Annotated in this window: 18 protein-coding genes; 11 read left to right on the top strand and 7 right to left on the bottom strand. The window is 68.9% G+C overall.

The annotated features are described in order from the left end of the window. Window positions 1–54: 54 nt before the first annotated feature. On the top strand, window positions 55–642 hold the full coding sequence (locus ACNR9W_RS12575) for a (d)CMP kinase (RefSeq protein WP_419269013.1): 588 nt from the start codon (window positions 55–57) through the stop codon (window positions 640–642). 60 nt (window positions 643–702) lie between these two features. On the opposite strand, the gene ade is transcribed toward ACNR9W_RS12575, so the two are convergent. Then, on the bottom strand, window positions 703–2,400 hold the full coding sequence (ade, locus tag ACNR9W_RS12570) for an adenine deaminase (RefSeq protein WP_419268998.1): 1,698 nt from the start codon (window positions 2,398–2,400) through the stop codon (window positions 703–705). Between the two features lie 114 nt (window positions 2,401–2,514). Here ade and ACNR9W_RS12565 point away from each other — a divergent pair, with 114 nt between their 5' ends. Further along, the gene (locus ACNR9W_RS12565; RefSeq protein ID WP_419268997.1) at window positions 2,515–3,426 is read left to right on the top strand and encodes an aminotransferase class IV; all 912 of its coding nucleotides are present in this window, start codon (window positions 2,515–2,517) and stop codon (window positions 3,424–3,426) included. A gap of 74 nt (window positions 3,427–3,500) precedes the next feature. On the opposite strand, the gene hisH is transcribed toward ACNR9W_RS12565, so the two are convergent. The 4 genes from hisH to ACNR9W_RS12545 are packed head-to-tail and all read right to left on the bottom strand — an operon-like array spanning window position 3,501 to window position 6,783. Then, window positions 3,501–4,130 (bottom strand): imidazole glycerol phosphate synthase subunit HisH, encoded by a 630-nt coding sequence (gene hisH, locus ACNR9W_RS12560; protein ID WP_419268996.1) that lies wholly within the window; start codon window positions 4,128–4,130, stop codon window positions 3,501–3,503. Next, window positions 4,130–4,717, bottom strand: a complete 588-nt coding sequence (gene hisB / locus ACNR9W_RS12555; protein WP_419268995.1) for an imidazoleglycerol-phosphate dehydratase HisB — start codon at window positions 4,715–4,717, stop codon at window positions 4,130–4,132. Before hisB ends, hisH begins: the two co-directional genes overlap by 1 nt. A gap of 45 nt (window positions 4,718–4,762) precedes the next feature. Beyond that, entirely contained in the window at window positions 4,763–6,082 is a 1,320-nt protein-coding gene (locus ACNR9W_RS12550; RefSeq protein WP_419268994.1) for a TrkH family potassium uptake protein, read from the bottom strand. 44 nt (window positions 6,083–6,126) lie between these two features. Further along, the gene (locus ACNR9W_RS12545; protein ID WP_419268993.1) at window positions 6,127–6,783 is read right to left on the bottom strand and encodes a potassium channel family protein; all 657 of its coding nucleotides are present in this window, start codon (window positions 6,781–6,783) and stop codon (window positions 6,127–6,129) included. Between the two features lie 215 nt (window positions 6,784–6,998). Between ACNR9W_RS12545 and ACNR9W_RS12540 the strand changes: the two genes are divergently transcribed. From ACNR9W_RS12540 to ACNR9W_RS12525, 4 genes are all read left to right on the top strand, one after another. Continuing rightward, window positions 6,999–8,777 (top strand): BCCT family transporter, encoded by a 1,779-nt coding sequence (locus tag ACNR9W_RS12540; RefSeq protein ID WP_419268992.1) that lies wholly within the window; start codon window positions 6,999–7,001, stop codon window positions 8,775–8,777. Window positions 8,778–8,882: 105 nt separating this feature from the next. Then, window positions 8,883–9,467, top strand: a complete 585-nt coding sequence (locus ACNR9W_RS12535; protein WP_419268991.1) for a hypothetical protein — start codon at window positions 8,883–8,885, stop codon at window positions 9,465–9,467. Window position 9,468: 1 nt separating this feature from the next. After that, window positions 9,469–9,831, top strand: a complete 363-nt coding sequence (gene zapA / locus ACNR9W_RS12530; RefSeq protein WP_419268990.1) for a cell division protein ZapA — start codon at window positions 9,469–9,471, stop codon at window positions 9,829–9,831. A 35-nt stretch (window positions 9,832–9,866) separates the two neighbouring features. Then, on the top strand, window positions 9,867–10,196 hold the full coding sequence (locus ACNR9W_RS12525; RefSeq protein ID WP_419268989.1) for a hypothetical protein: 330 nt from the start codon (window positions 9,867–9,869) through the stop codon (window positions 10,194–10,196). Between the two features lie 11 nt (window positions 10,197–10,207). On the opposite strand, the gene ACNR9W_RS12520 is transcribed toward ACNR9W_RS12525, so the two are convergent. After that, window positions 10,208–10,990: an alpha/beta fold hydrolase gene (locus tag ACNR9W_RS12520; RefSeq protein ID WP_419268988.1), complete on the bottom strand. Its 783-nt coding sequence runs from the start codon at window positions 10,988–10,990 to the stop codon at window positions 10,208–10,210. A 54-nt stretch (window positions 10,991–11,044) separates the two neighbouring features. On the opposite strand from ACNR9W_RS12520, the gene ACNR9W_RS12515 reads away from it, so the two are divergent. Together ACNR9W_RS12515 and ACNR9W_RS12510 are read left to right on the top strand one after the other, a co-directional pair. Then, window positions 11,045–11,443: a hypothetical protein gene (locus ACNR9W_RS12515; protein ID WP_419268987.1), complete on the top strand. Its 399-nt coding sequence runs from the start codon at window positions 11,045–11,047 to the stop codon at window positions 11,441–11,443. Window positions 11,444–11,543: 100 nt separating this feature from the next. Then, the gene (locus ACNR9W_RS12510) at window positions 11,544–12,746 is read left to right on the top strand and encodes an MFS transporter (RefSeq protein ID WP_419268986.1); all 1,203 of its coding nucleotides are present in this window, start codon (window positions 11,544–11,546) and stop codon (window positions 12,744–12,746) included. Here the strand turns inward: ACNR9W_RS12510 and ACNR9W_RS12505 are convergent. Continuing rightward, window positions 12,649–13,428: a DUF599 domain-containing protein gene (locus tag ACNR9W_RS12505; protein WP_419268985.1), complete on the bottom strand. Its 780-nt coding sequence runs from the start codon at window positions 13,426–13,428 to the stop codon at window positions 12,649–12,651. The genes ACNR9W_RS12510 and ACNR9W_RS12505 overlap by 98 nt on opposite strands. Window positions 13,429–13,519: 91 nt before the next feature. Here ACNR9W_RS12505 and ACNR9W_RS12500 point away from each other — a divergent pair, with 91 nt between their 5' ends. The 3 genes from ACNR9W_RS12500 to glcF are packed head-to-tail and all read left to right on the top strand — an operon-like array spanning window position 13,520 to window position 17,305. Further along, window positions 13,520–14,977, top strand: a complete 1,458-nt coding sequence (locus ACNR9W_RS12500) for an FAD-linked oxidase C-terminal domain-containing protein (protein WP_419269011.1) — start codon at window positions 13,520–13,522, stop codon at window positions 14,975–14,977. Beyond that, on the top strand, window positions 14,967–16,007 hold the full coding sequence (locus ACNR9W_RS12495; RefSeq protein ID WP_419268984.1) for an FAD-binding protein: 1,041 nt from the start codon (window positions 14,967–14,969) through the stop codon (window positions 16,005–16,007). Before ACNR9W_RS12500 ends, ACNR9W_RS12495 begins: the two co-directional genes overlap by 11 nt. Next, entirely contained in the window at window positions 16,007–17,305 is a 1,299-nt protein-coding gene (gene glcF, locus ACNR9W_RS12490) for a glycolate oxidase subunit GlcF (protein WP_419268983.1), read from the top strand. Before ACNR9W_RS12495 ends, glcF begins: the two co-directional genes overlap by 1 nt. Window positions 17,306–17,380: the final 75 nt, after the last annotated feature.

Below are 17,380 nucleotides of genomic sequence, written 5' to 3'. Positions count from 1 at the left end.
GCTTCCTGTGCCATGGGTGCGGCACATCCTTTCCTCAAGCCGGCCCTGACTGACATGCCCTTCATCATCGCCATCGACGGACCGGCCGCATCCGGCAAGGGCACCATCGCCCGCGCCCTGGCCCGCCATTTCGGATTTCACCATCTGGATACCGGTCTTTTGTACCGGGCCACCGGGGCATTGGGCGGTGACGCGGTGGCCGCTGCACGCGGCCTGTCGCCGGCCGATCTGCAAGGGGAGGGGCTGCGCAGCGCCGAGGCGGGCCAGGCAGCCAGCCGCATCGCTGCCATCCCCGAGGTGCGCGCGGCCCTGGTCGAGTTCCAGCACCGCTTTGCCGCCCAGGAGCCGGGCGCGGTGCTGGACGGGCGCGACATCGGCACGGTCATCTGCCCCGACGCGGCAGTGAAGCTCTATGTCGTGGCCTCGGACGAGGTGCGCGCGGAGCGGCGCGCCGCCGAACTGGGCGCCGACCCGGCCGAGATGCTGGCGCAACTGCGCGAGCGCGACCTGCGCGACAGCCAGCGGGCGACCGCGCCGCTGCGGCCTGCCGATGACGCGGTGGTGCTGGACACCAGCAGGCTGAGCATCGACGAGGCCGTGGCGCGGGCCATTGCCGAGGTCGCGCGGGTGCGGGGCGGGTAAGGGGGCTGCCGCCCCGTCTTGGCCGTGCCTACGCCTGCGGGTCGTTGGGCAACGGAGACATCAGGGGGCGATGATCTCGAAGTTCGCGACATCGACCATGCCGCGGTCGGTGATCTTCAGCGCCGGAATGACGGGCAGGGCGAGGAAGGCCAGTTGCAGGAAGGGCTCCTCCAGCGGGGTGCCCAGGCTGCGGGCAGCCTGGCGCAGGTCGATCAGGGCGTCGCGGACGGTCTCGAACGGATCAAGGCTCATCAGGCCGGCGACGGGCAGGGGCAGTTCGGCCAGGATCCGCCCTTCGCAGGCGACGACGAAGCCGCCTTCGATCTCTGACAGGCGATTGGCAGCCAGCGCCATGTCGGCGTAATCGGCCCCCACCACGGCGATGTTGTGGTGGTCGTGGCAGACGGTCGAGGCGATGGCGCCGCGTGCCAAACCAAAGCCCCGGACAAAGCCTGTGGCGATGTTGCCGTTCTTGCCATGGCGCTCGATCACCGCGATCCGGGTCAGGTCGCGGCCTGGGTCAGGGCGCTTGTCGCCATCCTGCGGCGGGATGTCTATGGTCAGGTGTTCGGTGATGATCTTGCCTTCCAGGATGCCAATCACGGGGGTTTGGGTGCGGTTGCCCGTGCAGCGGAAATCCTGCGGCGTGACCCGGGGCGCCTTGACCGAGGCGCGGCCGACCGGGGCGACGGTGCCGCGCGCCGCGAACGCCGCGTCGTCCGCGACACGCCCGCCGGTCAGGACCATCTGCGCGTGGCAGCCCTCCAGGCTGTCGATCGCCACGATGTCGGCGCGCAGGCCCGGCGCGATCAGCCCGCGATCCTTCAGCCCAAAGGCTTCGGCCGCCGACAGGGACGCGGCGCGATAGGCCGCCAGCGGCGACGTACCAAGCGCGATCAGGCGGCGGATCATGTAGTCCAGGTGCCCGTGTTCCGCGATGTCCAGCGGGTTGCGGTCATCCGTGCACAGGCACAGATAGGCGCTGGTCGCCTCCGTCAGGATCGGCTGCAGCGCGTCCAGGTCCTTGCTGACCGAGCCTTCGCGGATCAGCACGCGCATGCCCTTGCGCAGCTTTTCCAGCGCCTCGTCGGCCGTGGTGGCCTCGTGCTCGGTGCGGATGCCGGCGGCGACATAGGCATTCAGGTCACGGCCCGACAGCTGCGGGCAGTGGCCGTCGATATGGCCGCCCGCGAACAGGCGCAACTTGGCCATCGCCCCCGGGTCGCGGTGGATCACGCCCGGATAGTTCATGAACTCGGCCAGGCCGATGGCCGATCGGTGGCCCATGACCTGCGCCAGGTCGGCGGCCTCGATCCGGGCGCCCGAAGTCTCCATCTCCGTCGATGGCACGCAGGAGGACAGCTGCACGCGCAGGTCCATCAGCAGGTGTTCGGACGCGGCTTGGAAATAGCGGATGCCGTCCAGGCCGATGACATTGGCGATCTCATGCGGGTCGCAGATGGCGGTGGTGACGCCGCGGGGCGTGACGCAGCGGTCGAATTCGAAGGGGGTGACCAGGCTGCTCTCGACATGCAGATGCGTGTCGATGAAGCCCGGCACCAGGGTCAGGCCGGTGACGTCGATGACCCGCGCGCCCTCGTAATCGGCGCCGATGCCCACGATCCGGTCGCCGCAGATCGCCACGTCGCCGCCGATCATGGCGCCGGTCACCAGGTCGAAGACCCGCCCGCCGCGCAGAACCAGATCGGCGGGCTGGTCGCCGCGCCCCTGCGCGATGCGCCGTTCCAGATCGTCCATCAGCCTCTCCTGTCTTTCGGGGCACAAAAGCTGATCGCGCGCCCGGCGTCCAGAGCGGCTTGCCCCCGGAACCTGCCCATGATTGCCTGCCGCCCAAAGAAGCAGGAGGTTCCGATGGATGATGCCAGCCGCGACAGCGCCCAAAGCTATGCCCCCGATCCGCGCAACGACCGGGTGCTGGTTCACGTGAACGGCGACCTGGTGCCGCGGGACGAGGCGCGGGTGTCGGTCTTTGACGCAGGCTTCGGGCTGGGGGACGGGGTCTGGGAGGGGCTGCGGCTGGTGCGCGGTCGCATCCTGTCACTGGAAGCGCATCTGGACCGGCTCTACGAGGGCGCCAATTCCATCCGGCTGGAGCTGATGCCGCGCGCGGAACTGGTGGCGGCCATCGATGCGCTGCTGGCGGCCAACGGGATGGAGGACGGCGTCCATATCCGCCTGATGGTCACGCGCGGGGTCAAGACGACCATCAACCAGGACCCGCGCTTTGTGCGGGGCGGGCCGACCGTGGTGATCCTGGCCGAGTGGAAGCAGCCCAATGCGGCGCTGAAGGCGCGGGGGCTGCGGCTGATGACTTCGGCCATCCGCTGTTCGACGCCGGACGTGTTCGACCTGCGGCTGAATTCGCACAGCCGGCTGAACTTCATCCAGGCATTGAACCAGGCGATCGACATGGGCGCGGACGAGGCGCTGATGCTGGACGACCGGGGGTTTGTCGCCAGTTGCAATTCCACGAACTTCTTCATCGTCCGGGGGCAGGAGCTGTGGACCTCGGACGGGGCCTGCTGTTTCAACGGGATCACGCGGGCGACGGTGATGCGGCTGTGGCACGAGGCGGGCGGCGTGCTGCGCGAGGGGAATTTCACCCTGGCGCAAACCTATGCCGCGGACGAGGCCTTTGTGACCGGCACGCTTGGCGGGATCACGCCGGTGGCCAGCATCGACGGGCGGGCGCTGCGCGGGGGCGTGGGCGGGCCGGTGACGCGGCGGGTCGAGGCGATTTACGGCGACTATGTGATGGGCTGAAGGCGGGGGGCGCTTGCGCCCCCACTGGTCCTTTTGCCCCATCTACCCCCGACGGTCCTTGGGCAACGGAGAATTCAGGGGTTCCAGCGCAGGAAGTTCGCGATCAGGCGCAAGCCGACGCCCTGTGATTTCTCAGGGTGAAACTGGGTGCCGATGATGTTGTCGCGTCCCACCACCGCGGTGACCGGTCCGCCGTAGTCGACATGCGCCAGCAGATGCGCGGGGTCGGCCACCTGGAATTGCCAGCTGTGGACGAAATAGGCATGATCGCCCGTTGCGATCCCCTCCAGCACCGGATGCGGGTTGTCGATCACCAGATCGTTCCAGCCCATGTGCGGCACCTTGAGGCCCGGCGCGGCGATGGCCTGGATCTCTCCGCCGATCCAGTTCAGGCCGGGGGTCTCGCGGTATTCGTGCCCGGTGGTGGCCAGCATCTGCATCCCGACGCAGATGCCCATGAAGGGCACGCCGCGCGTCAGGACGGCCTGCTGGATCGCCTCGGCCATGCCGTCGACCTCGCCCAAGGCCGCGCGGCAGGCGGGGAAGGCGCCGTCGCCCGGCAGCACGATGCGGTCGGCACTGGCGGCGACCTCGGGATCCGAGGTGACCACGACCTCGGCGCCCGCGTCGCGGCCCATCAGCTGGAACGCCTTTTCCGCAGAATGCAGGTTGCCGCTGTCGTAATCGACCAGCGCGACCCGCATCACAGGGCCCCCTTGGTCGAGGGAAGGACACCCGCCATGCGGGGATCGGGCTCGACCGCCTCGCGCAACGCGCGCGCCACGGACTTGAACGCGGCCTCGGCGATGTGGTGGCTGTTCAGGCCGTGGATGCGGTCGACATGTAGCGTGATGCCGCCATGCGTGGACAGCGCCTGGAAGAATTCGCGCACCAGTTCGGTGTCGAAGGTCCCGATCTTTTCCGACGGAAAATCGACGTTCCAGACCAGGTAGGGGCGGGCGGACAGGTCCAGCGCGGCGCGGACCAGCGAATCGTCCATGGCCAGCAGGAAGCTGCCATAGCGGCGGATGCCCTTCTTGTCCCCCAAGGCCGCGACCAGCGCCTGGCCGATGGCGATGCCGGTATCCTCGACCGTGTGGTGGTCGTCGATATGCAGATCGCCCGTCGCGCGGATCGTCATGTCGATCAGCGAATGCCGCGACAGCTGGTCCAGCATGTGGTCGAAGAAGCCCACGCCGGTCCGGTTGTCATAAACCCCGGTACCGTCGAGGTTCAGCGTCACCTCGATCGAGGTTTCCGATGTCTTGCGGGTGATCGTCGCCTGGCGCATGAAAGGTCCTTCCTGTCTGCGCGCCTTATAGGGCGGACGGCAGGATCAGCCAAGATGGACCTGACCGGCCGGATAGCGCACCCTGGGCACCATCCGCGTGGCCAGGAAGAAGCCTAGGGTCAGCGGCCCGACCCGACCCAAAAACATCACCACCATGATGACGATGCGGCCGAAATCCGTCAGCTCGGTCGTGTAGCCGCGCGACAGGCCCGTGGTCCCGAAGGCCGAAGCGACCTCGAACGCAATGTCGATGAACTCGCCGTCGTGGCTGATCAGCATCACGAAGACGGCCGTGAAGATCACGGCCGATGCGATCGAGATCAGCGCCATCGCCTTCAGCACGTCGCCAAGCGGGATCGACCGGCCAAAGGCCCAGATGTCGGTCCGGCGGCGCAGAAAGGCGATGGTGGCCAGCACCATCACGACGACCGTTGTCACCTTCAGCCCGCCGGCGGTCGACGTCGGGCCGCCCCCGATGATCATCAGCGCCATGTAGAACAGCGACGTCGAATCGTGCAGCCCCGAGATGTCGGTCGTGTTGAACCCGGCCGTCCGCGTCGTGACGCCCTGGAACCAAGCCACCGCCAGGCGCGCCGTGGTGCTGTCGAACTGGCCCAGGGTGCGCGGATTGTTCCACTCCAGCACGGCGGTGATCCCGACGCCCAGCAGGATCAGCACCGCCGTTCCAATGATCATCAGCCGCGTGTGCAGGCTCCAGCCCCGCCAGAAGGGGCGGCGGTAGATGTCCGAGACGACCACATAGCCGATCCCCCCGGTGATGAAGAGCGCGGGGATGACCGTGTTCACGATCGGATCGGTCGCATAGATCGTCAGGCCCGGCGAGAAGGTCGAGAAGCCCGCGTTGTTGAAGGCCGAGATGGAATGAAAGATCGCGTGCCACAGCCCGGCCGCCAGACCATGCGCCGGCATGAAGGACAGGCACAGCAGCATCGCCCCCGCCAGTTCGGCGATGATGACGACCCGGAAGATGGTCCGCACCAAGCGTGTCAGCTGCACATAGGAGGTCTGGTTCAGGTCCTCGCGCAGGTAGACGCCCTGGGTGATCCCCAGGGGCCGCCCAAGCGCCGACCAGACCAGGACCGCAAAAGTCATCAGGCCCAGGCCGCCCAGTTGGATCAGCACCGCCACCACCAGCTGGCCCCAGAAGGTCAGCACATGTTCGGTGTCGATCACGCCAAGCCCCGTCACCGTCACCGCCGAGGTCGACGTGAACAGCGCATCGACCAGCCTGACGGGCGTGCGGGCCATCGGCGGCAGCATCAGCAGCAGCGCCCCCAGCACGACCAGCGCCAGATACCCGGTCGCCAGGACCGCCGGCGGCGGGGTGCGCGACAGCCATTTCATCAGGGCGCGCCGGGACAGGCTGGCCCGGCGGCGCGAGGCACGCCTCAAAGCTGGTCGCCGAATCGGGTCAGGTCCACCCGCTTGCCCAGCAGCAGGAGGCGGTCGTTGGTCTGCAGGACCGGGTCGTCGTCGCGGGTGCTGCGGTATTCGGTGCCGCGCATCATTCCCAGCACCTCGACGGCGGGATCGATCCGCAGCTGCGACAAGTGGCGCCCCGACAGGCGCTGTGGGATCATCAGGTTCACGACCGAATAGCCGTTGCCCAGGCTGACATAGTCCTGCACGGCGGGGTTGTTCAGCATCTGCGCCGCATGGCGGCCCATCTCCAGCCCCGGCATGATCACCCGATCGGCGCCGATCTTGGACAGGATGCGGTGATGCGTGCGGCTTTCGGCCTTGGCCCAGATCGTCTCGACCCCGATCAGCCGCAGGTTCATGGCAGCGATCACGTTGCTTTCCAGGTCGTTGCCGATCGAGACCAGGCCCACGTCATAGCGGTCCACGCCCGCCTCGCGCAGCGCGCCTTCGTCGGAGGCGTCAAGGATCACCACCGAAGGCAACTGCTCGGCCAGGGCCGAGACACGGCGCGGGTCCTTGTCGACCCCCAGCACCTGATTGCCAAAGCGCGCCAGTTCGGTCGCCACCACGCTGCCGAAGGCCCCCAGCCCGATGACCACGAAACTGCGACTGACTCGTCCCATCTGGGCCCCATGTGCCTGGCAAAACGCGCGGATGCTGCATCTGCATCATGGCGAAAGTCAAGGGACAACCCTGCGACACAATGGTCGGCTTTGGGCCAGATAGGTCGCCTGAAGGTGGTCATTTTGAACATAATGTGAAAACCTGCCGCGCATTGCGGACAGGTGCGGGGTCCCGGGATCCGGCCCCCGCGAGAGATCAGAGCTGAAAGGGACAGATGTCACAGACGCCTCCGAAAGGCCCGGGCAAGCCGGGTGCCCCCTCACCGCGCGATCTTTTGCGCGAACAAGATGCGCTGAGCGGCCGCTTCCCGCCGCGCAAGGAAAAGAAGCCGGCACCGCCGCCGCCACCGCCTCCGGCGTCCGACGAAAACGGGGTCGAGCCCCTTCCCGTGCCCGAGGGGGCCACCGAGATCATCGAGACCGACTACACGATCGGCCAAGACAACATCGAGGGCAGCGCGCCTTTCGCCTTCGACGTGCACAACCCGGTCTTTGGCGTCTCGGCCCTGGCCGTCGTGGGCTTCACCGTGGTGACGCTGCTGTTTCCGACCCAAGTCGAACCGGTCTTTGCGGGGCTGCGCGACGCGCTGACCGGCAATCTCGACTGGTTCTTCATGATGGCCGGCAACATCTTCGTGCTGCTGTGCCTGGCGCTGATCGTATCGCCGCTTGGATCGGTCCGCCTGGGCGGTCCCGAGGCCAGCCCTGACTTCAGCCTGACGGGCTGGTTTGCGATGCTGTTTGCGGCAGGCATGGGCATCGGCCTGATGTTCTATGGCGTCAGCGAGCCCCTGGGCCATTTCGAGGCCGCGCTGGGCGGCGAGGTGATCCAGGACGGGATCCGCACCGACTGGGCGCCCCTTGGCGCCGCCGCGGGCGACCCCGAGGCCGCGCGCCGTCTGGGGATGGCGGCGACGATCTTCCACTGGGGTCTGCACCCCTGGGCGATCTATGCCGTCGTGGCGCTGGCGCTTGGCCTGTTCGCCTTCAACAAGGGGCTGCCGCTGACACTGCGCTCGGTCTTCTATCCGATCTTCGGAGAGCGGATCTGGGGCTGGCCGGGGCATGTCATCGACATCCTGGCGGTTCTGGCCACGACCTTCGGCCTGGCCACCTCGCTTGGCCTCGGGGCCGAGCAGGCGACGGCGGGCCTCGCCTATCTGTTCGGCTTCGAGAACAGCAGCATGACCAAGGTGATCCTGATCATCCTGATCACCATCGTGGCCGGCGCCTCGGTGGTTCTGGGCGTCGAAAAGGGCGTCAAGCGCCTGTCCGAGCTGAACATGATCCTGGCCGTGATCCTGCTGGCCTTCGTGATCACGGTCGGCCCGACCTGGGTGATCCTGACGGGCTTCTTCGCCAACCTGGGCGCATATGCTACCGACCTGATCCCCCTGTCGAACCCCTTCGGGCGGACCGACGACAACTTCCGGCAGGGCTGGACGGCCTTCTACTGGGCCTGGTGGATCAGCTGGTCACCCTTCGTGGGCATGTTCATCGCCCGTGTGTCCCGCGGCCGCACGGTACGCCAGTTCCTGATCGCGGTGCTGATCGTGCCGTCGCTGATCTCCATCCTGTGGATGACGGCGCTGGGCGGCACGGCCATCGACCTAACCCTGGGCGGCTTTGCCGGGATCACCGACGCGCCGCTGGAACTGAAGCTGTTCGAGATGCTGGGCCAGTTGCCGCTGACCGAGATCACCAGCCTGGTGGGCATCATCCTGGTGATCGTGTTCTTCGTCACCTCGTCGGACTCGGGCTCGCTGGTCATCGACACGATCGCGGCGGGCGGCAAGGTGAACGCGCCCGTACCGCAGCGGATCTTCTGGGTCAGCGTCGAAGGGCTGGTGGCCATCGCGCTGCTGCTGGGCGGAGGTCTTGCGGCGCTGCAGGCGATGGCGGTCTCGACCGGCTTCCCCTTCACGATCGTGCTGCTGGGCGCCTGCTATGCGCTGGTCAAGGGGTTGATCAACGAGCGGCGGGAACTTGCCTGACGGCATCACCTCCGGCGACCGGGCGGGCGGGTGGTCCCGCCCGTTCTTGTCTTATGGGTGCTGCGATGCGAGAACCGGGGAAATGTCACCGGAGGACCGACGCCGATGAGCGATATCAACGCCAGCGAACGCCGGCTCAGCGCCGCGCTGGACCGCCTGGGCCAGTTGCTGGACGCCGCCCCGCGCCCGGCCGCCGCCGACCTGCGGCAGATCGAGGCACTGACCCTGCAGCTGCAGGAGGCAGAGGCGCAGAATGCCCGCCTGAACCGAGAGCTGGAGATGGCACGCCAAGGCACGGCCCAGCCCGATCACGGTGCGGATCTGGCCGATCTGCAGGCGCGGATCGAGGCGGCCTCGGAACAGGCCGCCCGCCTGGCGGCCGCGAACGAGGAGCTGGTGGGAGCGAACCGCAGCCTGATCGAGGCGCAGGACACTGGTGGCATCGGCGTGGACGAGGTGCGCGACGCGCTGGAGGCCGAGATCCAGGCCCTGCGTGCCGCCCGCGCCGCCGAGATGGCACAGATGAGCGAGATCATGGCCGAGCTGGAACGGCTTTTGGCCGAGGATGCGCCGCTGGCCGAACAACCGGGAGCCGAGCCGGCCGAGGTTCCCGCCGAGATCGGCGGCGACGCCGGCGGCCTGCCCGAGGGCGAGGACGGCGAACAGCAGACACGCAGCGGAGGGATCTGAGATGGCCGAGGTCGAATTCACCATCGGGCACAAGGAATATCGTGTCGGCGCCCAGGATGGCGAGGAACGCCTGCTGCAGCGCGCCGCCCAGATCCTGGACGGCGAGGCGCGGCAGATCCTGGAACAGGCGGGCCGGGTTCCCGAACCGCGGCTGCTGCTCCTGGCGGGGCTGATGCTGGCCGACCGCTTTGCCACCCTGGAGGAACGCGCCGAGCGCGCCGAACGCCACGTCACCCGGCTGCAGCAGAACCCGCCGCGCGTCGAGGTGCCGGTCGTCCCTGCTGACCTGAAGGAGGCGATGGCCGAACTGGCCGCGCGGGCCGAATCGCTGGCCGACCGCCTGGAAGAGCAGCAGGCCGATTAAGCCTTTCTTCAGGACTTCGGGCGCAGGATGAGGTCATGGGACGCATGACCTTTTCCTTCCTCGTCGTGGCGCTGCTGATGGGCTGCGCCTCTCCCTCGCGCGACATGCTGGGCGCCCTGCGCCGCGACGTGACCGTGGACGGCATGAGGTTTGCCGTCTTTCATGCCGGAGCCGAGGTCCAGGTGATCCGCCTCAGCTATGCCTCGCGGGCCGAACGGGCGCGGGTACCCGGGCGGATGCTGCGTGCCATCGGGCAGGCCACCGGCTGCACCGTCATTCCCGACAGCCTGACCCTGGAGGGCGGACCAGGGTCTGCCGTCGCGCGGGCCGACCTGCGCTGCCCGGACCCGCCGCAGCCGGGCTAGTCGCAGCCTGGTTAATCACCCTGGCCCTCGCCCAGGAAGGCGGCCAAGGTCTCGGCCACCGCCTCGGGCTCCTCGGCATGCAGCCAATGGCCGGTGCCCTTCAGGGTCACCACCTTGACCTGCGGGAAATACTGGCGCAGGGCGCGTTCGCCCTTTGCGTCGACATAGTCCGACGTCTCGCCGCGCAGGGCCAGCACCTTGCCCTTGAACGTCTCGGCGGGCATGCCGTCGGGCCAGCCGACGATCTGCGGCATTCCGGCGCGCAACGCGGACAGGTTCAGCTTCCAGACCGGCGGTTCGGCCTTCAGGTCCAGGTTCTGCAGCAGGAAGGCGCGGATGCGCGGATCCTCCACCCGGGCGGCCATCTGCCGGTCGGCCTGGCTGCGCCGGGATACCGCTTGCAGGTCCAGCGCCTGCATCGCGTCGACATAGCGGGTCTGGTCATGGTCATAGGCCAGGGGCGCGATGTCCATCACCACCAGCCGGCGCACCAGATCCGGATGCGTCAGCGCCAGCGCCATCGCGGCCTTGCCGCCCATCGAATGGCCGACCAGATCGACCCGCCCGCCCAGGTCGCGGATCACCTCCTCCAGGTCGGCGGCCAGGGCCGGATAGCCCACATCCGCATCATGCGGGCTGTCGCCGTGGTTGCGCAGGTCGACCGTCGCGACCGGCCGGGTCTCGGCCAGCCGCCGGGCCTGTGCGCCCAGGTTGCGGCCCTGGCCGTAGAGGCCGTGGACCAGAAGGATGGGCAGGCCCTCATCGGGGCCGATGATCGTGTGATTGAGTTTCATGCCGCCAGCTTACGGCGACTGGCGCAGAGGAGCCATCCCCCCTATCCTGCCGCCATGACCCGCAAGGCCCGCAGCTTCGAAGACATCCCCCGCATGGCCGATGAGGTGGCCGAGCTGATGGCCGCGCGCTTTGGCGGCGCCCCGCGCGGTGAACGTCCGCCCCTGCACCAGATGCTGGAGCGGCGCGGCGCCGCGCTGCCCCTGCGCCTGCGCGCCGGCGCCTCCCGCCTGGCCGAGGCGGGGCGCCGGTCCGCCCAGCCCAAGGTCGCGCGGCAGCTGCCCCTGCGGCGCCTGAGCCGGGATCATGCCGCGCTGGTGGCCCATCTGCGTCCCCTGGGAGCGCTGTCGCGGTGGCAGGGGCGGGCGATCGGCATCAGTGCCGCGCTGGCGCTTGGGTTGCTGGTGCTGGCAGGGGTGGCGCTGTGGATCGCCCTCAAGCGCGGGTTGATCTAGCCGGTTTGCACGTCGTGCAACCCTGCCTTTCGCTCCCGATGCTTGCCAAGCCGGGCGCAAGCTGATGTGAGGGGGCTGATCCTTCAGCGCAGGCATGTTGATGACCCAGACCCGAGATTTCAGGGCCGCGATCCTTGCGCTTGCCCTTGGCGCCTTTGCGATCGGCACCTCCGAATTCGCCGCAATGGGCCTTTTGCCCTATTTCGCGGCCGACCTGATGCTGACCGAGCCCCAGGCCGGGCATGTCATCAGCGCCTATGCGCTTGGCGTGGTCGTGGGTGCGCCGCTGACCTCGATCATGGGGGCGCGGCTGCCGCGGCGGCGCTATCTGGCGGCCCTGATGGCGTTCTACGGCATCGTGAACCTGGTCGCCGCCGTCATGCCGGGCCTGGCCGCGCTGACCGGCATGCGCTTTCTGGCCGGACTGCCGCATGGCGGGTTCCTGGGGGTGGCGATGCTCTATGCCGCCGACGCGCTGCCGGCGGGCCAGCGGGCGCGGGGCGCGGCCCGGGTTCTGCTGGGGCTGACCGTCGCCAATATCGTGGGCGTGCCCCTGGCCGGCTGGATGGGGCAGAGCATTGGCTGGCGATGGGGATTCGCGCTGCCGGGGGTGCTGGCGCTGATCTCGGCTTGGGCGATCCTGCGGGTCGCGCCCCGCGTCGGCGGCAACCGCGACGCCCGGCCCTGGGACGAGCTGCAGGCGCTGAAGAACCCGCGCGTGCTGTGGGTGCTGGCGGTCGGCGCGATCGGCTTTGGCGGCCTTTTCGCAGTCTATGCCTTCCTCACGGCCGCGATCCTGGCCACCACCCAGGCCCCGGCCTATGCCGTGCCGCTGACGCTGGCGGTCTTTGGCGTGGGCGGCACGCTTGGCACCTGGGGCGCCGGCCGTTTGACCGAGTTGATGGGCATCGACCGCGCCGCCTATCTGTCGCTGTTTGCCATGGCCGCGACCCAGGGCTTTGCCGCGCTGGTCGTGGGCAGCTGGCCGCTGATGGTGCTGTCGTCCTTTCTGATCGCGGCGGGTGCGGGGCTGGTCATCCCGCTGCAGACCCGGCTGATGGACGTGGCAGGCCCGGCGCAGAACATGGCCGCCGCGATGAACCACGCGGCCTTCAACGCGGCCAATGCGCTGGGGCCCTTCCTGGCGGGGCTGGCGCTGGCGGCGGGATGGGGCTGGCGCGCGCCGGGCGTGGTGGGCGTCGCGCTTACGGCTGCGGGGGCGGTGGTGCTGACCTTGTCGATCCGCCGGGACCGCAAGGCACGGCTGCGGGCAGCGCAGGGGGCGGCAGCGACCGCAGGATGACCCGGCGCGAGGTCGAGTTGAACTCTCGCCTCCAGGTGACCCACAGCACGATCAGCGTCCCGGCCATCAGCACCCAGGGACCGCCCAGCCAGCCAAGCGAGCCGAGCGCGAAATAGACGCTGCGCAGCCCGGCATTGAAGCTGCGGGCGGCGGTGATGTTCAGGTCGGCCGCCTGCATGGCGCGTGGCAGTGCCGCCGGATCGCGCGGGTCGTTGGGGACCGAGGCCATCATCACCGCGCAATAGCCGAACAGCCGGTGCGCCCATACGAATTTCAGGAAGGCGTTGACGACGAAGAACATCGTCACCAGCAGGCGCAATTCCCATGCGCTCTGCTCCGACGGGTTCAGTTCCAGCCCGGCGACGATGCCGCGCAGCCGCTCTCCGTTGCCGATCAGCGCCAGCAGGCCGCCCGTCGCGATCATGCAGGCCGAGGCGAAGAAGGCCGTCCCCTCGCGCAGGCTGGAGAGGATGTTGCCGTCGAAGATGCGCGGGTCGCGCAGCACCATCTGGCGCATCCATTCGCGGCGAAAGCGCGTCATCAGCACGGAAACCGAAGGTCGCCCCGCCGGCGGACGTTCGGTAAACCAGCCGATGCCCAGCCAGGCTGCGAACATCAGGATCAGCGCCACCAGGTCGGGCAGCACGGCAAAAAGATCGTCGGACAGGTCGAATGGCGTCATGCCGCGACACTAGGCCCGGCGCGGCACGCTTGAAAGCCCCTGCGGGTCTTCGTATTCTTGGCGCTCACGGCAGGGAGGAGAACCGGCCATGATGCAGATGCCCCCGCCCGACGCGTCCGTCCTGTCGCGCCGCCAGGCCATCCTCGCCGCCCTGCAGTCCGCGCTGCCAGGCGCCGTCATCGACGATCCCGCGGAAACCCGCGCCTATGAATGCGATGCGCTGTCGGCCTATCGCTGCCCGCCGCTGGCCGTGGTGCTGCCCCGCAGCACCGAGGAGGTGTCGCGCCTGCTGCGCCTGTGCCACGACCTGAGGGTTCCGGTCGTGCCGCGCGGGGCGGGGACCAGCCTGGCCGGAGGATCGATGCCCAGCCAAGACGCGGTCGTGATCGGCCTGTCGCGCATGACCGAGGTGCTGGAGATCGCGCTCGGAGATCGCATGATCCGCGTGCAGGCCGGCCGCACCAACCTGTCGGTTTCGGGCGCGGTCGAAAGCCTGGGGTTCTTCTATGCGCCCGACCCTTCCAGCCAGCTGGCCTGCGCGATCGGCGGCAATATCGCGATGAATTCCGGCGGGGCGCATTGCCTGAAATATGGGGTCACCACCAACAACCTGCTGGGGGTCACGCTGGTCCTGATGGATGGCAGCGTGGTGGAACTGGGCGGTCCGACGGGCGAGGGGCCGGGACTGGACCTGCTGGGCGTCGTCTGCGGGTCCGAGGGACAGCTGGGCATCGTGACCGAGGCGACCCTGCGCATCCTGCCGCGGCCGGCGGGCGCGCGTCCGGTGCTGGTCGGCTTTGACAGCAGCGAGACGGCCGGCGCCTGCGTCGCGGCGATCATCCGCGCGGGGATCATCCCGGTCGCGATCGAGTTCATGGACAGCCCCTGCATCCGCGCCACCGAGGCCTATGCCCAACCCGGCTATCCCGACTGCGAGGCGCTGCTGATCATCGAGGTCGAGGGCACGCCCCCCGAGATCGACGAGCAGCTGTCGCTGATCCGTGACATCGCCCTGCGCTTTGATCCCGTCGAGTTCCGCGAAAGCCGGTCCGAGGACGAATCCCGCCGCATCTGGCTGGGCCGCAAGTCGGCCTTTGGCGCGATGGGGCAGATGGGCGACTATATCTGCCTGGACGGGACCATCCCGGTGACCTCTCTGCCCTCGGTCCTGGCGGGGATCGGCGATCTGTCGCGGCAGTACGGGCTGGCGGTGGCCAATGTCTTTCACGCCGGCGACGGCAACATGCATCCGCTGATCATCTATGACGCGAATACCGCGGGCGACCTGGACCGGGCCGAGGCCCTGGGTGCCGACATCCTGCGCCTCTGCGTCGAGGTCGGCGGCTGCCTGACGGGCGAACATGGCGTGGGCATCGAAAAACGCGACCTGATGTCGGTGCAGTTTGATCCCCCCGATCTGGAGGCGCAGATGCGCGTCAAGGATGTCTTTGATCCGCATTGGCTGCTGAACGCGGCCAAGGTCTTTCCGCTGGATGTGTCGGCCCCCCGGCGCGACCGCCGCCTGAACCGGCCCGCCGATGCGGCCTGAGACGGAAACGGAACTGGCCGACCTGATCCGGAACGCGGCCGAGCCTTTGTCCATCGTCGGCGGCGCCACCCGCCTGTGGCCGGGCGAGGGACAGGGCAGGCGGCTGGACCTGTCGGCGCTGACCGGGGTCACGCTTTATGAACCCGAGGCGCTGACCCTGGTGGTCCGCGCGGGCACGCCGCTGGACACGGTGCGCCAGACGCTGGCCGCCGAGGGGCAGATGCTGGGATTCGAGCCGGCCGGCACGCCGGGATCGACCATCGGCGGGGTCGCTGCCGCCAATGCCTCGGGGCCGCGCCGGGTGCAGGCGGGGGCGGCGCGGGATGCGCTGATCGGCGTGCGCTTTGTCGACGGCGAGGGCACGGTCGCCCGCAACGGCGGCCGAGTCATGAAGAACGTGACCGGCTATGACCTCGTCAAGCTGATGGCGGGCAGCCGGGGGCGCCTTGGCGCGCTGACCGAGTTGAGCTTTCGCACCGCGCCGGTGCCGCCGGTGACGCTGACCCTGCAGCTGCCCGACCTGGATGCGGGGGCGGCCGTCCCGGCACTGTCGCAGGCCCTGGGCGGGCCCTTCGACGTGTCGGGGGCGGCATGGCTGCCGGGCCGGGGCGCGCTGATCCGGCTGGAGGGGCTGGCGGCCTCGGTCGCCTCGCGGGGGGCGGACCTGTCGGGTCGCCTGGCCGGGTTCGGCGCGGTGCAGCAGGGCGACAGCGAGATCTGGGCCCACCTTCACGCGGGGGTGGAGGAGACGGACGGTGACATCTGGCGCATCACCTGCCGGCCAAGCGAGGCGCCGACCCTTCTGGCCCGGCTTCCCGAACCGCTGTCGCTGGACTGGGGCGGGGCGCTGATCCATGTGCGGCTGGACCCCGGGCACCAGCCCGACCTGCCGCGCTTTTCGGGCCATGCCCGCCGCATCCGGGGCGCGGCGCCCGGCCTGCTGCCGGGGCGCGATCCGGTAGCGGCCCGGCTGGAACGCGGCCTGCACGAACGCTTTGACCCGCGCGGCGTTTTTCAGGGACAGGATTGATGCAGACCCATTTCACCCCGGCGCAGCTGGACGATCCGCTGATGGCGCGTTCGAACAAGATCCTGCGGACCTGCGTCCATTGCGGCTTCTGCACGGCGACCTGCCCGACCTATCAGGTGCTGGGCGATGAGTTGGACAGTCCCCGCGGCCGGATCTACCTGATCAAGGACATGCTGGAATCCGGACGTCCCGCGGATGCGAAGACGGTCAAGCATATCGACCGCTGCCTGGGCTGCCTGTCCTGCATGACGACCTGCCCGTCGGGCGTCCATTACGCGCATCTGCTGGAACATGCCCGTGAACATATCGAGGAAACCTATCGCCGCCCCTTTGGCGACCGCGCGCTGCGATGGGTGCTGAAGACCGTGCTGCCGCATCCGCGCCGCTTTCGTCTGGCGCTGCTGGGGGCCAGGGTGGCGCGGCCCTTTGCCCGGCTGCTGCCCGACCGGCGGCTGCGGGCCATGGTCGGCATGGCGCCGAAATCGATCCCGCCGATCAGCCGCAACGACGAGGGCCAGACCTTTCCCGCGATTGGCACGCGCCGGGCGCGGGTGGTGCTGATGATCGGCTGTGCGCAGCGGGCGCTGAACACCGACATCAACGACGCAACCATCCGCCTGCTGCGCCGCGCGGGCTGCGATGTGGTCATCCCGCAGGCCTTCGGCTGCTGCGGGGCGCTGACGCTGCACATGGGTCAGGAAGCCGACGGCAAGGCGCGCGCCCGCGACAGCATCGCCCGGCTGCTGGCGGCCGAGGCGGAGGGGCCGCTGGATGCGGTGATCATCAACACCTCGGGCTGCGGGACGACGGTCAAGGATTACGGCCACCTGTTCAAGGGCGATCCGTCGGAGGCCGATGCGCGGCGGGTGGCGGGGCTGACCCGCGACGTGACCGAGTTCCTGGTGGCCTTGGGCCTGCCCGATCGCAGTCGCCCGGAAGGGCAGGGGATGCGCGTGGCCTATCATTCGGCCTGTTCCCTGCAGCATGGCCAGCAGATCCGCTCGGCGCCCAAGGACCTGCTGACGGGGGCCGGGTTCCAGGTGGTCGAGCCCGCGGACCCGCATCTCTGCTGCGGGTCTGCCGGGACCTACAACCTGCTGCAACCCGAGCTGTCGTCCGAGCTGAAGGCGCGCAAGGTCGCCACGCTGGAGGCGGTGGCCCCCCAAGTGATCGCGGCAGGAAACATCGGCTGCATGATGCAGATCGGCGGTGGCACCACGGTGCCAGTCGTCCACACGGTCGAGCTGCTGGACTGGGCCACGGGCGGGCCGAAACCGGCCGCGTTGGAACCCGCCTGACGGGGTCTTGAAACGCCTGCGGACCCTCCTAGATCATGGGGACCGGCGGCCATGACGGCGCCGGTCGACCGCCCG

The sequence above is a fragment of the Paracoccus sp. T5 genome, assembly GCF_048538155.2.
In the GTDB taxonomy this organism is placed as follows: domain Bacteria; phylum Pseudomonadota; class Alphaproteobacteria; order Rhodobacterales; family Rhodobacteraceae; genus Paracoccus.
This window is presented reverse-complemented; position numbering and strand designations above follow the sequence as displayed.